At 60.0% G+C, this 14,246-nt stretch carries 14 protein-coding genes, 1 tRNA gene and 1 other annotated feature; of the genes, 5 read left to right on the top strand and 10 right to left on the bottom strand.

Features of this window, described 5'->3' with window-relative positions; all coding sequences use genetic code 11:
- Position 1 precedes the first annotated feature (1 nt).
- The 8 genes from phrB to ACTG2U_RS08060 all read right to left on the bottom strand — a co-directional run bounded on the left by phrB (position 2) and on the right by ACTG2U_RS08060 (position 6,839).
- Positions 2-1,423, bottom strand: coding sequence for a deoxyribodipyrimidine photo-lyase (phrB, locus tag ACTG2U_RS08025; protein WP_429012468.1), 1,422 nt, complete (start codon positions 1,421-1,423; stop codon positions 2-4).
- On the bottom strand, positions 1,420-2,307 hold the full coding sequence (locus tag ACTG2U_RS08030) for a MerR family transcriptional regulator (RefSeq protein WP_439974329.1): 888 nt from the start codon (positions 2,305-2,307) through the stop codon (positions 1,420-1,422). Before ACTG2U_RS08030 ends, phrB begins: the two co-directional genes overlap by 4 nt.
- A 69-nt stretch (positions 2,308-2,376) precedes the next feature.
- Positions 2,377-3,324 carry a YbgA family protein gene (locus ACTG2U_RS08035; protein WP_005338692.1) on the bottom strand — a complete coding sequence of 316 codons (948 nt, stop codon included), beginning with the start codon at positions 3,322-3,324 and terminating at the stop codon, positions 2,377-2,379.
- 180 nt (positions 3,325-3,504) lie between these two features.
- The gene (locus tag ACTG2U_RS08040) at positions 3,505-4,146 is read right to left on the bottom strand and encodes an outer membrane beta-barrel protein (RefSeq protein ID WP_139463028.1); all 642 of its coding nucleotides are present in this window, start codon (positions 4,144-4,146) and stop codon (positions 3,505-3,507) included.
- 189 nt (positions 4,147-4,335) lie between these two features.
- On the bottom strand, positions 4,336-4,908 hold the full coding sequence (locus ACTG2U_RS08045; protein ID WP_323968048.1) for a DUF3157 family protein: 573 nt from the start codon (positions 4,906-4,908) through the stop codon (positions 4,336-4,338).
- Between the two features lie 106 nt (positions 4,909-5,014).
- Positions 5,015-5,851 carry a hypothetical protein gene (locus ACTG2U_RS08050; protein ID WP_042080710.1) on the bottom strand — a complete coding sequence of 279 codons (837 nt, stop codon included), beginning with the start codon at positions 5,849-5,851 and terminating at the stop codon, positions 5,015-5,017.
- Between the two features lie 79 nt (positions 5,852-5,930).
- Complete coding sequence (locus tag ACTG2U_RS08055; RefSeq protein WP_069554313.1) at positions 5,931-6,209, bottom strand: DUF6482 family protein; 279 nt, start codon at positions 6,207-6,209, stop codon at positions 5,931-5,933.
- Between the two features lie 18 nt (positions 6,210-6,227).
- Positions 6,228-6,839, bottom strand: a complete 612-nt coding sequence (locus ACTG2U_RS08060; protein ID WP_323968047.1) for an HAD family hydrolase — start codon at positions 6,837-6,839, stop codon at positions 6,228-6,230.
- 170 nt (positions 6,840-7,009) lie between these two features.
- Positions 7,010-7,131, top strand: a sequence feature (Phe leader region).
- A gap of 38 nt (positions 7,132-7,169) precedes the next feature.
- Here ACTG2U_RS08060 and pheA point away from each other — a divergent pair.
- Entirely contained in the window at positions 7,170-8,342 is a 1,173-nt protein-coding gene (gene pheA / locus ACTG2U_RS08065) for a prephenate dehydratase (RefSeq protein ID WP_021230338.1), read from the top strand.
- Between the two features lie 77 nt (positions 8,343-8,419).
- Here the strand turns inward: pheA and ACTG2U_RS08070 are convergent, their stop codons facing one another.
- A complete protein-coding gene (locus ACTG2U_RS08070; RefSeq protein ID WP_005349622.1) occupies positions 8,420-8,845 on the bottom strand; it encodes an LPP20 family lipoprotein in 426 nt (141 codons plus the stop codon).
- A gap of 10 nt (positions 8,846-8,855) precedes the next feature.
- Positions 8,856-9,476 (bottom strand): FlgO family outer membrane protein, encoded by a 621-nt coding sequence (locus ACTG2U_RS08075; protein WP_005338718.1) that lies wholly within the window; start codon positions 9,474-9,476, stop codon positions 8,856-8,858.
- Positions 9,477-9,682: 206 nt separating this feature from the next.
- On the opposite strand from ACTG2U_RS08075, the gene ACTG2U_RS08080 reads away from it, so the two are divergent.
- The 4 genes from ACTG2U_RS08080 to ACTG2U_RS08095 all read left to right on the top strand — a co-directional run bounded on the left by ACTG2U_RS08080 (position 9,683) and on the right by ACTG2U_RS08095 (position 14,079).
- On the top strand, positions 9,683-10,837 hold the full coding sequence (locus ACTG2U_RS08080) for a flagellar assembly protein FlgT (protein WP_335812041.1): 1,155 nt from the start codon (positions 9,683-9,685) through the stop codon (positions 10,835-10,837).
- 50 nt (positions 10,838-10,887) lie between these two features.
- A tRNA-Arg gene (locus tag ACTG2U_RS08085) sits at positions 10,888-10,964 on the top strand.
- Positions 10,965-11,151: 187 nt separating this feature from the next.
- A complete protein-coding gene (locus ACTG2U_RS08090; RefSeq protein ID WP_439974330.1) occupies positions 11,152-12,036 on the top strand; it encodes a DMT family transporter in 885 nt (294 codons plus the stop codon).
- 105 nt (positions 12,037-12,141) lie between these two features.
- A complete protein-coding gene (locus ACTG2U_RS08095) occupies positions 12,142-14,079 on the top strand; it encodes a methyl-accepting chemotaxis protein (protein WP_439974331.1) in 1,938 nt (645 codons plus the stop codon).
- The last annotated feature ends 167 nt before the right edge of the window (positions 14,080-14,246 follow it).

Genomic DNA, 14,246 nt, shown 5'->3' on the forward strand with positions numbered 1-14,246 from the left:
CCTATTTCTCCAGAGAGCGAAACATCTCGATGGCTCTCACCCGGGCAACGGCGTGATCCACCATGGGTGCCGGATAATCCTGTCGCCCCTTGAGTCGCAGCCAATCGTGGGGCTGATGCACATAAGCGGCGGGAATATCGGCAAGTTCAGTTACCCAAGTACGGATAAACTCCCCTTGTGGATCAAATCGTTGCCCCTGAGTGGTGGGGTTGAATACCCGAAAATAGGGCGCCGCATCGGCGCCGGTACCCGCCGCCCACTGCCAGCCGCCGTTGTTGGCCGCCAGATCTCCGTCGATGAGTCTACTCATGAAGTAATCCTCCCCGAGCCGCCAGTGGATATGGAGATCCTTGGTGAGAAAGCTCGCCACTATCATTCGCAGCCGGTTGTGCATCCAGCCGGTGGTGTTGAGACAGCGCATCGCCGCATCGACGATGGGGTAGCCGGTTCGTCCCTCGCACCAGGCGGCGAAGGCATCCGGATCCCAGCTCCACGGCAAGGCTGCCGTCTCGGGTTTGAAAGGGCGATTCATGGAGAGGGTCGGGATCAGCACCAGCAGGTGGCGATAGAACTCGCGCCAGATAAGTTCGTTGAGCCAGACAAAGCCGGGCTGAGCCTTGGACTGGGGCCGATAGCCGAGCCGCTGCTGGAGCGCCGCCACGCACTGACGGGGGCTGATGATGCCGGCCGCCAGATAGGGGGAGAGCACGGACGTGCCCGCGATGGCAGGAAAATCCCGGGTCTCGCCATAGTCGAGCACCGCCTGCTCCAGGAAAATGTTCAAACGACGCAGAGCTTCTGCCTCCCCCACTGGCCAGCGGGGATCCGCCGTCAGCTCGCCGAGCGCCTCATCAACCCACGCACGTTCGGCCAGCGGCTGCCACGGCAACGACTCGCCACGGGACGCAGGAGCGCGATGAATGACAAACCCCTCTTCATCGAGGGCCTTGAGCCAGGCTCGGCTGAAGGGGGTGAACACCTTGAACATCTCACCCGAGCCGGTCAGCACCCGCCCCGGCGGCAATACGCAACAGCCGTTGAGCCAGTGACAGCTCACCCCCTGCTCTACCAGCGCGGCGCTGACGGCGTGATCGCGGCGCTGCTCGTCGATCTCGATAGCCTGATTGGCGTAGAGCTGGGTCACCCCCTGCTCGCGGCAGAGGCCTGCCAACGCTGCGGGCACCTCGGCAAAGGTCTCCACTCGCAGCAGATGGAGCGGGATGCCAAGCGCCGCCAGCTCGCGCCCCAACTCATCCACCTGCGCCAACATAAAGCGCTGACGAATGGGGGCCATTTTGTGCTGCCGCCACTGGGTAGGAGAGACGATAAAGAGCGCGGCCACCGGTTCATCACCGGCGCAGGCATGCCGCAGCGCCGGGTTGTCGGCAAGGCGCAGATCATTGCGAAACCAGACCAGCTTCATGATTTTTTCCTCCCGCGTCCGCTGGCGCCAGCCGCAGCAGGTGCGTTCGCCATCAGCTCGGCAAGGCTCGCCTGCCAGCCGTGTGCTTTAAGCCACTCATCCTCGTAGAGACGGCCCAGTTCGCCAAACAGGCGCGTGCCGGCGGGCCATCCGGCGGCCAGCTCCTGTTTGCCAAGCCCGGCCCCCAGCAGCACCAGCCAGGGGGTAACGGCTCGCCCCTCCAGCAGGCTGGCATGGCGCGGCTCCACCGCCCCCAGCAGTTGCACCTCATAGCCCTGACCGATCAGCTCGTAGGCGACCCAGACCAGATCGAGGGGGCCGACCTGTCCCCAGCTCGCCAGTGTGATCGGCACGCCCTTCTCCTGCTCGATCAGGTGGCGGGCGAAGCGGGTATGGAGCCAGCCCAGCCACACCTGTTGCAGCAGCTCGCCATCGGGCCGCTCGCGCCACAGCCCCAGCAGCCGCTCCACCAGCGGTTGCAGTATCCGGCTGCGCACCAGCTCGAACGGGTAGCTTGCCAGCAGGTCGTTCAGCTCAGCCTCCGCCTTGCGCTGGTTGAAGGCGAGCAACGCCTGACTGAACTGCTCCAGGGTTTGCTGCCAGTGATCGCTCACTGGCTCGGAATGGGGTTCGCTCAAGAGCCCCTTCACCTGCCCGATACTCACTCCCCGCTCCAGCCAGCTCAGGATCTCGCCGATCTGGCGGATATCCTGCTCGCTGTAGAGGCGGTGGCCCTTTTCGGTGCGAGCCGGTTGTACCAACCCGTAGCGGCGCTGCCAGGCGCGCAGGGTCACGGCGTTGACACCGGTGAGACGGGAGACCTCGCGAATGGGGTAGATCCCCTCATCAGCCAGAGGAGCAACTTCTTGCGATAAATCAGACATGACAACGTCCATCAAACAAAGGAGTAAGGCTACCCGGCGCAAACCATGCGCTGGGGCAACAGAACGGATTCAGAGCCCGTAACGCAATTTCAGCGTATCGGGGTGCGGATTGAGATAAACCTGCTCGGCGAGATAGGGATTGGGGTACTCGCGCAGGTAGTGACGGATCAGGGTGAGCGGCACCAGCAAGGGGAAGATACCGGTGCGGTACTTGTCGATGGTATCGGCAAGCTCCTGCTTCTGGGCCGGGGTCAGCACCCGCTTGAAATAGCCCTGCAGGTGCATCAGCACATTGGTGTGGCTGCGACGGTTTGCTCGCAGGGTCAGCGCCGTCATCAATCCCTTGATGTAGTTGTCGGCCACCTCCTGCAAATTGGTGGACTTGCCCAGATTGCCGAGCAGCTTGCCGAGGATGCGGTAGTGGGTGGTGGCATGGGAGAGCACCAGATACTTGTAGCGGGAGTGGAAGCGGATCAGCGCAGAGGCGGTAATGCCGCGGGCGCAGAGCTGCTGCCAGTCGTGGTAGGCGAAGACCCGCAGCACGAAGTTCTCCCGCAGGATGGGGTCGCACAGACGGCCATCCTCTTCCACCGGCAGCAGGGGGTTGGCCTCCATCAAGGCCTTGGCAAAGAGGCCAATCCCCTCCTTGGCGCTCCCCTCGTTGTTGGCTCCATAGACCTTGACCCTCTCCATGCCACAGCTGGGGGATTTGGCGCAGAGGATATAGCCGGAGATAAAGTCGAGCTGACGGGCTTTCTGCTCGCTAAAGGCGATCAGCTTTTCGGTGACATCGAAGCTGCCGTTGCTCGCCTCGGCGCGGATCTCGCCGTTGCGCTTGACCAGCCGGATGGCGGCGCGAGGCGCCCCTAGACCGATGGCCATCTCGGGACAGACGGGGTGGTAGTCAAAGTGAGCGCCAAGATCCCGTTCGCAGAAGCTGGAGCGCTTGTGGCCCCCATCGAAACGTACCTCTTGTCCCAGCAGGCAGGCACTGATACCGACTTTAATCTTGTACATGATGACGCTCCTTGTATAAGCATTGATTCAGTTATAGCAGTTATACAAAAAAATGAAAGTTGTATAACTATTTGCGACTGATACGACACAAGGAGAAAAAAGGGATCACCGGAAAAAGAAAAAACCCATGGCGAACGCCATGGGTAAAAAACAAGACACTACGGACTACGGGAAGGAAAATTAGAAGCTGTACTTCACACCCAGGCTGGAGATGGAACCTTTTTGCAGATCCCAGTTGCGATAGGTGTAATCGGCAGTCAGCGCCCAGTTCTGGTTGAGCTTGTAGGCACCGCCCACCTTGAAGTCGTGCATATCGTCGGTCATGTTGGCGTAGCGATAAGCGGTGGAGAGCTCGACATTGCCGATGTCGTAGCGCAGACCCACTTCACCGTACATGCTGCCGCTATCTTTGCGAGCAACAGCATCCCACCCTTTGTTAGCGATATCGCTGGCAAGTTCACGCTCCAGCATGTAGCCGGTCACACCGGTTTCACCGTAGAGGTTCAGACCCGTGCTGAGCGGGGTAAATACACCGACACCAATGCTGGAGATCGACATGCTGTCGTTGCCGTTGCTGCGAGAGGTGTATTCAGTGCTGCCGCGACCATAGAAATTGGAGCCGAAGCTCTTGGAGAGATCCAGGCTCAGACCGCCAAAATCACGGGTTCCTTTGCTGTCATTGCTGAAGGTACCGTTGAGATAATCGGATTTGGTGTGCGCCCAGGTGGCCGCGCCCTTGGCGTAGCTAAAGGCATCCTGCGCCATGGCGGAAGTAGAGGCAAACCCGGCCAGAACCAGAAGAGAGACAGTTGCTTTTTTCATGATGATAACTCCATGTGATTGGGCCCGTTGCTAGCGAGCTGGTATGGAGTCATTGTGCGATCAGGTTCCCGGCTTGCCGAGCTGCAAGCTGTTGCAGAACCATGTCAGATGTAAGCAGATATTGCAGGGGGTGTCAGCGGCAACAAGTTGCCGGCCCACACGGTTTGCATGGGCCGGAACAACGCCAAATCAGCGGAAGACCACCTCGTCAATTTCGACCCGCACCAGCGGCTGACCGGTCAATCCGGCAGGACGGGGGATCTCGAGGGCCAGCGACGGACGGGCTTGCCCCTTGCGCAGATAGGTCTCCGGCAGGCGGTTCTCGGCAACCCAGAAGCGGGCCTCATGACGGCTCAGCTGCACCCCGTCAGCACTGAACAGGGTCACCATGCCACGCACCCCGACTACATTGCGGGTACCGGTATTGCTCACCATAAAGGTCAGCACCAGCGGGTCAGATCCCTCGATCTTGTCCAGCTTGACCACCACACCGTCACGCGCCATCTGGGCAAGCAGGTCCGGATTGGCCTTGGCCTGCTCGGTCAGTACCGGGGCCGCGACGGCCACCACGGCCCCAGCCTTCCCATCGGCAGCCACGCCCTGCACAGGCTCGGCCGGTTTGACCACCAGATACTCCCAGGTGAAGTCGTCGTTGAGCTGAACCTGCCGACCATCGGGCAGCGTCACCTGAGAAAGAGGGGCAGCCTGCGCCAATACGGGGGAGAGGCACAGGGCAATCAGCAGACGGGAGAAGGATTTCATAGGGCGAAGCTCGGTAACGGATGAAAGGGCGACAGTATAAACAGTCCCGTCGCCCCTTGCCTATGACAGCACTCACGTTCTGGCACCCGCATCGCTTGCCCGCAGGCTAGATGGCGAGATCGTGCCGCTCTTTCTGTGCCATATCTAGGGTCACCAGATCGAACTTGCTCCCCTTGAGGGCAGACAAAATATCCGATTGCATATCAAATGCCTGCGCACGCTGATGCTCGGGCAGACGCACCCGGGCCAGGGTGGTGGAGCAGTCACACAGGGTATGGAAAAAGACCTGTGCCTCGTCCAGCCCCATGTCGGCCAGCATCTGCTCTGCCTGATCCACCATTCGCAGATAACGCTGCTCAAGCTGCCGTGGATTGGTGAAGCGATTGCTAAGGCAACCGTTGCTCCCCTTACCCCAACGACCGAGCTGACGCTTGTTGAAGCCGTAACGATAATCGCGGCGCATCAATCCGTTGTCGGCAAAAAACCAGATTGAGTTGGCAGGCAGAGACCCGAACTGGGCAAGATAATCATCACGCTCCTCCACCGCTGCCGGAACCAGCAACGGCAGATGAGTCCACTCCGGACGAGTCTGCACATACTCACCAATGCGGCGAACCGGGTCGATCAGCCCTTCAATATTTGGCAGGCGATCGCAAAAGACGATCTCGTCACTCTTGATGACCCAGTGATCGATGCCATAACGCTGGCAATAACGGCGGGCTCGGGCCACTTCGCTGCGACTGCGGGTCGGATTATCGAGGGTAATTGCGTGGATTTTCACACCGGCAGCGCGGCACAGCTCGATGCTGTAGCAGGATTCCAACCGTCCCGAAAAAGAGACAACCAGCTCGTCAAAACTTGCCAGTCGCTCAATCAGCAGCTGTTCCCTGGCTTGAAAAGAGTGATCATATCCCTGATTCAGTACAACTACATTGGCACCCATTAAACAGCTCCGGATGATGAACAGGTGCAGTATTGTGCGGCAAACAAACTGAATAGACCCTTAAAGAGTCTGGTTAAAATTAAAACTTGATGATTATTTCCTGTGATTCTGCTGCTAAATCTTCATTTTGGGCGTCATAAATTCGTAATCTTGCTTGGTGAACCCGATGGGCTCGCAAGAAACCCTGCGCCTGATCCAGCGAGGTGAAGGTCAAGCGCCCTCCCTCGCTGTCGGTCAGGCAGAGGCACTCCCCTTCCGCCTCGATGCAAAGCTGATAACCGCTGCCATCCTTGCAGGCGATGATCAGGGTCGCCTCGGGATAGTGACTGAGCCAATTGCGAAACCGGCCATGCTCCATAGTGCTCCTAGAGGGGCATCACCCCTTGCCGGTGGCGGGCAAACAGCCCAGCTCACCCAGTTGCTGACGACAACTCTCAGCGTCGGTAAAAACGATCCCCCTGATACCGAGGGCCTCGGCGGCCGCGATGTTGGCAGGACTGTCATCGATGAAGATGCACTCTGCCGGTTTCAGATCGAACGACACCAGCAGATAGCGGTAGATATCCGGCTCCGGCTTCATCATCCGCACCCGCGCCGAGACCACCTTGCCGCTGAAGAAGCGCCAGAAATCCTGATGCTGCTCCAACCAGTCGATGCTGGCATGACCCATGTTGGAGAGGGCATACAGGGTGTGCCCCGCCCCGTGCAGCTCGGCTATCAGGGTTAGCATAGCGGGATCTGGCAGCAGGGAAGCGGGAACTGCCTGTAAAATGGCCAGATTCTGTGCCGCCGAGAGGCCAGTGCGCGCTTGCGCTTCCCGGGCCATGGTGTGGAGCGACATGGTACCTCTGTCTACCTCCAGCCAATCCGGGTGGTTAAAGAGCTGCTCGGCCAACTGTTCGGCCCCTTGCGGGCCACGCACCGAACGCACTATGCCTACCGGATCCCAGCTCACCACCACCCGCCCCAGATCGAAAATAATCGCCATCGTCTTTACCTCCCCCACTGGGTTTCAGTCATCAAAACAGAGTCAATAGAACATCGCTCATACGCCATTTTCTTAACCGGATACCCTGCCCCCATCCCCTCCTGCGGGCAAGTTTTACTTGCATCAGACCGGCAAATCCCTTAATGGTTATGACGTTACTTCAAGGACACACCTATGCACGCACCATTCTTCTTTGCTTTCTCGTTTATCCGGCCCGCTTGAGGGAAGGCCTGTCGTCGTGTGAACAGAAAGCAAAGACGAATCGAGCCTCCCCTAGCGGAGGCTTTTTTTTGCATTAATATCAATCGATTACTTGGATAGGGAACAATCATGGCAACGCTCGACGAGATCAGACAAGACATCACCCGGTTGGATCAGGAGCTGCTTGCCCTGCTGGCGAAACGCAAGACCCTCAGCATCGAGGTCGCCCGTGCCAAGCAAGCCAACCCGCGCCCCATCCGTGACCACCAGCGGGAGCAGGAACTGCTGGTCGCCCTGATCCAGAAAGGGCGCGTGCTTGGGCTGGATGCCCAGTACATCACCCGCATCTATCACACCATCATCGAAGACTCTGTGCTCTCCCAGCAGGCCTATCTGCAGAGCCTGCTCAACCCGGAGCAGCAGGAGCCGATGACCAGCGTCGCCTATCTGGGGCCGCGCGGATCCTACTCCAGCCTGGCCGCCCGCAAATATCTGGCGCGCTACAAGGATCAGGTGATCGAGGTGAACTGCCAGAACTTCCGCGAAGTGCTGGATGCCGTGGAGTCAGGCCGCGCCGCCTTCGGTGTGCTGCCCATCGAGAACACCAGCTCGGGCTCCATCAACGAAGTCTATGACGTGATGCAGCACACCAGCCTCTCCATCGTCGGCGAGCTCACCTACCCCATCGAGCACTGCATCCTCACCGCCGTGCCGACCGAGCTGAGTCGCATCAAAACCTTCTATGCCCACCCGCAGGTGTTCCAGCAGTGCTCCCACTATCTGAGCAAATTGGAAGGGGCACGCCACGAGATCTGCGACTCCTCCTCCAGTGCCATGATGAAGGTGAAAGAACTGGCCAGCCCGGAGGCCGCCGCCATCGGCAGCGCCGCCGGTGGTGAACTGTATGGTCTGGACGTGCTGGCCGAGCAGCTCGCCAACCAGAAAGAGAACTACAGCCGCTTCATCGTGGTGGCGCGAAAGCCCATCGACGTGGCGCCGCAGATCCCGGCCAAGACCACCCTCATCATGTCCACCTCCCAGAAGCCGGGTTCGCTGGTCGAGGCGCTGCTGGTACTGCGCAACCACGAGATCAACATGACCAAGCTGGAGTCCCGTCCGGTGCAGGGCAACCCGTGGGAAGAGATGTTCTATCTGGATGTCTCCGCCAACCTGCAGACCCCGGCGATGCAGGCCGCACTGGTGGAGCTGACCAAGATCACCCGCTATATCAAGGTGCTTGGCTGCTACCCGAGCGAGGATGTGAAACCCACCGCAGTGCCGCCGGTGCTGATGGGGAGCTAACCAGCCCACAACGACAAAAGGCGAGCACCCTGCTCGCCTTTTGTTTTGATGCCGGTTTTCACGGCAAGCCCATCAACTCAGAACTGACCGGCCATCAGCTGGTTGATGTTGTAGAGGGCACGGGTATCGAGCTCCATCTCGGTGGCATAGGTGTTGCCGCGCGGATAGGAGGCAACCACCCGGGCACCACGCACCACACCGGCGACCGACACATCCAGCGAGTTGGAGGTCTGGGTCAAGTCGCGGTAGCTGCTCTGGCCGCGCACCTGCTGACCATTGAGCTGCTCGGCCAGCTCGCGATAGGCATCCATCTTGGAAGCGCGAATGGCTTGCAGCATCTTCTCCGACTGGGAGGGGCCGGGCTGGATGTCGATCACCGCATACCCCACCGCCTTGAGCACCGGAAAATCATCGGGCTTGCCACCCTGGGTGTAATCCACCACCCGGTTGTAGCTGCAACCGGTGAGCAAGAGTGCCAACAGGCAACCAAACAGGATCTTCATGACTCGCTCCTCACGGGGTCAGGTTGACCAGATGACCGCCCGGCCGGGCCTGACTGTCACGCATCAGATAACCGCGATTGATCGATGCCCGACCAAACGAATTGTTGGCACCGAACAGATATTTTTGCGGGATCAGGCTCTGGGCCGTGGTCTCCACCATCTTGGTGCGCATGTCGATAACGCGGGCATTGACCAGAATTCCCTTGCTGTTGCGGCTGAAGGTGCCGACCAGAATGCGGGAGATCGGCAAACGGGAGGAGAGCTCCTTATAGTTGCGGCTCAGCACGAAGTCCCCCTGCGGCGTCACCTTGATGCTACCGGTCAGCTTGAAGTCCACCACCACCTCGCCGCGACGATTGAGCTCGTAGATAAAGCTCTCCTCAATCTGCTGCCCCATCCAGTTGGTATCCTGCAGGGTATCAAGATCGACGAAAGAGGCCACCGCGATGGGCTCGGTCAGGGTGGTCAGCGATTTGCGCTCCATCAGCTGATCGGTCATGCGCGCCACCAGCCAGTTGAGCTCCATCCCCTGCGCCGCCTGGCGGGGGTCACCCTGATCCCGATTGATAGGGTCGGAGCCACACCCGGTCAATGCCAGGGCAAGCGCCAACGCCGTGATGAGTTTGTTCATGGATACCTTTCCTGTATCTGCACCTGACTTATTATCGGACGCGCCGGACAAAGCTTGAGCCGGGAATGAGGCATGATTCTTGCTTTTTAATGGTCATCATCAGCGCCAACGTGCGCTGCCACTTGGAACGTGTTGTGATCCATGTCGGCCAGCAGGCGTCATTTCCTCAAAATGGCTCGGCTGCCCGCCAACTCAAGGTATCTGCTATGAAATTACCGCTGCTGTTGACCCTGCTGCTGGCCAGCCTGAGCGCCCGAGCCGAGCTTATCGAAGCGCAGGGCAGCGCCGCCATTCTGGGGGGCGATGAAGTCTATGCCCGCGAGCAGGCAACCCGCGACGCCCTGCGTCAAGCCTTGCTAGCCAGCGGCGCGGCCGTTTCCAGCGTCCAGCGTCTGGAAAATGGCAGCCTGCGATCCGAGCAGATCCAGATCCGCTCCGGCGGAGACATTCGCCAGTATCGGCTCAAGCGGGAAGAGGTGCGCAACGGCCGCATGTATATCACGCTGGTCGCCGACATTCAGGCCGAGCGCCAGATCTGCCAGACCCAACACTTCGCCAAGGATTTGACACTGGTCAGGCTGCGGATGCGTTATCCGGACCAAGCCAGCTACGGCGCCATGGACGACATGCCGGAAAACCTCTCGCGACGACTGTTCGAAACTCTCGCCAACGCCCCGCAAGGGGTCGCGGTGCGCCAGTGGCTGGATGAAAACCTGCGCATCGACCCGCTTCACCTGCAACAGGGGGATCGCAGCGCCCTCGAGGAGATCAAGGCCCTCAGCCTGCGTAGCGACAGCCAGTATCTGGTGCTCGGCAGCATCGACGATCTCTCCATCGAACCGCAGGGCAATCAGCTGACCAGCTGGTATGAGGATCCCGTCCGCAATTTTCGCATGCAGCTCTACCTGTTCGACGGCATCAACGGCAGCCTGATCAACCGCAAGGTCTATGAAGGGCGCGCCACCTGGACCTTCGGCAAACGGGATCAGGTGGGCAGCAGCAGCGGCCAGTTCTGGCAGTCGAGCTACGGCCAGGAGGTCAACTACCAGTTGCAACAGGCGGCTCAGGATCTGGTAGCCCAGCTCACCTGTGCCCCGGTCACTGCAAGAGTGGTCGGTCAGAACGAGCGAGGTCCCTACATCAATCTGGGGCGGCGCAATGGTGTCAAACTCGGCGACCAGTTCCGCATCCAGCACAACGCTGACTTTATCGACCCCTACGGCAAGTCGCGCATGATGCGCAACCCGGCCGACGGCCTGTTTGAGGTAGTACAGGTATTCGACGATGGCGCCATCATCAGCAGCCAGAACAAATATTCGCCGTTTAACATCCAGAATGGGGATTTGGCAGTATTGGAATAAGAATCAAGGGTTTAAAAGGGAGTTGCTTCTTGTATAATGCCCGCCACACAGCTCCCGTAGCTCAGCAGGATAGAGCGGTCCCCTCCTAAGGGACAGGCCACTGGTTCGACTCCAGTCGGGAGCGCCATATAAAACAAGGGGTTGGCATCATCATGATGCCAACCCCTTGGTCTTTTTTGGCGACAATGAATCCGACCATCCAACCGTAATGACCCTCTCCTTTCTGCGTTCAGAGCATGCGCTCTCTGATAGACTGCTTCTCTTTGGCTTGTCTTTGAGGCCAAGCCCTGTTTCATCTTGCAAAGGAGTGTTGGATGTCCGGATGTTCCTGGTGGGATAGATCCACCGGTTTTGCACTGCTGACCATTGTGCTGTGGGCCTCGCTGGCGGCGCTGACGTCACGGGTCACCAGCGTGTCACCGCTGGTGCTGGTCGGGCTGGTGCTGTTTTTCTGCGGGGTTGGGGCCTTGCCGTTTTGGCGCCAATGGCGCGCTCGCCCTATTACCTGGCTGGTGACGGTTACGGCATTGCTGCTCTACCATCTGCTGCTCTTTATGAGCTTTCACCATGCCCCGGTGCTGGAGGCAAACCTCATCAACTACCTCTGGCCGCTCTGCATCATTCTGTTCACCCCGTTGTTGCTGCCCGGCCATCCGCTCCATGCCCGTCACCTGCTGGCCGGTGCCTTCGGTCTGGCGGGCTCCCTGCTGGTGATGGTCAACGGCGAGCTGCAACTGCAACAGGTCTATCTGCCGGGATACCTGTTGGCACTCAGTGCAGCTGTCGTCTGGGGGGCCTATTCGGTGTTGTCACGCCGTCTGCCGCCAGCCCCTGCCGTGGTCACTGCGGCAGCCTGCCTGCCCGCAGGTTTGCTGGCGCTGCTGCTTGCCCGTCTGCTGGAGGGGCCCCTGCCGCTCGCGCAGATCCCCACCAGTGACTGGAGCCTCATCATCGGGCTGGCGCTGGGCCCGATGGGGGCGGCCTTTGTGACCTGGTATCTGGCACTGCGAGACGGCGATCCACGCCGGATCGGTGCCCTTGCCTACCTGACACCGCTGCTGAGTACTTTGCTGTTAGTGGCATTGAACGGAGAAGAGCTGACCTCGCGCCATCTGCTGGCCGGTGCACTTATCATGGGAGGCGCCCTGCTCGGTATGCTGGGCCAACGCAACAGAGCACTGGCATCCCCAGCCAGTTAAGTCGGTAAAATAGGGCCACCTGACCATGCTGTCATAAAAACGCCATCATCCCTGTTTAGGCTCGGGCCACGCTCCCCCATGGTCTGTGCTGACAGGTATTACCCCGTGAAAATCGCCCATTACGCCACCCTCTCCTCCCTGGTTCTGTTACTGGTCGCGGGAGGACAGGCGCTGGCCCTCTACCACGGCTGGCAACAGCTTGCCCGCACCAATCAGGCCCAGCATCAGCACGAGACGCTGCAACAACTGGTGACGGTGCCCCTGCAAAACAGCCTGCGTGACTACCTCAACAGCGGCGATCCACAGCAACTGACCGCGGCAGAGAAGATCCGCCAGCAAGCGCTCTCCTCGCTGGCCGCTCAGGATGATGCCGTGGCGGCCCCGCTCAGGCAGCAACTCGAACAGATGGGGCAGCGCATCGCGCACGACTATCAGGCCGCAGGCAAGCTCTCGGGCAACAGCCAGCTGCTGCTGCAAAATGCGGAGAGTGAGCTGGGCAGCCAGGCCATGGCGCTGATCCGCTATGGGGAGCAAGGTGCCAGCACAGAACAATCTGCCGCGGCACAGCAATATCGCAGCGGTGCGGCCGAGATCCTGGCGGGCCTGCCGCGCCTCGCCCATTTGCGCCAAAGCTATATGGAGCAGGGCAATGAAAAGCTGCTCGAAGGGATCCGCTTCGAGCTGGAGGCACTGCAAAAACAGGCGCAAGCGCTGCAAGCCTTGCCGCTGCTCGGCCTGTATGAAGAGGCTCCCGCCGATGAGTTCACGCTGGGGGAGCCGGTACGCAAGGAGCTGGGAGATCAACCGCGCAGCGAATTACGTTCGCTGCTGGGCCGCTATCCGCAGGAGCTGGCCAACAGCCGCACGGCGCTCCAGCAACAACAGGCTGGCCGCCAGACCGTGCAGCAAGACATCATGGCCATGTTGCAAGCGACCAGACAGATGGGGGAACAACTTGCCCACGAACGGCAAGCCGTCAATCAGGAGCTGGCCACCATCCTCGGCACGCTGGCGCTCTGTCTGGTGATAGTCGCCCTGCTGTTTGCGCTGGTGCAACGACGCTGGCTGCTCGCCCCCTTGTTGCGACTGCGCGGAGCCTTTCTGCAGCTCGATCAGACGGGGCAGGCCGAGCCGTTGCCTGACGGGCGCGATCGCAACGAGCTGGCCGATATTGTTGCCAGCTACAACCGGCTGATCGGTCGCCTGCAACTGGACCAACAACAGAAAGAGGGGCAGCTGTCAGCGGTATCCCTCAGTCTGCAAGGGATGGTCAGCCAGGTTGACGAGATCCACCACAGCACCCGCACCACTGAACAGGTAGTCGACGAGAGCGGCCAGATGATGGATGAACTGAACCAGCTGGCCGGAGAGGTCCATCAGGTCGCCGCCGACATCGCCCGGCATGCCCACCATAACGAACAGGCGATGAGCCAGAGCGAAGATCTGGTGGGGAGCATGCTGCACGCCACTCATCAGACAGGACTGGCGATTGACGAGAGCGATGAGGCGCTGCAAGCCCTCACCCGCTCGGTTGCCGATGTGACGGCCATTGTCGATGTGATCGGTCATATCGCTCAGCAAACCAACTTGCTGGCCCTCAACGCCGCCATCGAAGCGGCCCGCGCAGGGGAACAGGGACGCGGCTTTGCGGTGGTCGCCGATGAGGTGCGCCACCTCTCGGCCAATACCCAGCAATCCCTCAACCAGATCACCGATATTCTGGGGCGTCTGACCCAATCCGGCGAACAACTTGGCAATGTACTGAACCGGATCACCAGCGAATCAAGCCGCCAGCGGGCGCAGGCGGAACAACTGCGCCAGACTACCCAGGCGGTGCGGGAGATCGCCCGCAACACCGCAGTGATCGCCCTGCAGGGCGCCGACAACGCCAAAAGTCAGGAGCACAAACTGGCTAGTTTTGCCGATCTGATCACCCGTATCCATCAGCATGCCCGTCAGGTGAGTCAGCTCTCGGTGCAGGTCTCCTCCCATATTCACCATCAGGCGCAGCAGATCCCCCGCATCCTCGGCCAGCAAGGCTGAACCCTATTCGCCCCAAATCTTTGCCAGCTCACTTTCCCTCGACCAGAGGGAAAGTTTTTTTGTAGCACAAAATTATCTGTTACCGACTGGTTAACTGGCAGCGCTTCGCCCGTACCGGAGGAAAAACCGCACCAGTGCTGGCGGCGACACCAAGAAAACGCTCTCAT

Origin of the sequence: Aeromonas sp. 95A, assembly GCF_051919235.1 — a bacterium.
Lineage (GTDB): Bacteria > Pseudomonadota > Gammaproteobacteria > Enterobacterales > Aeromonadaceae > Aeromonas > Aeromonas veronii.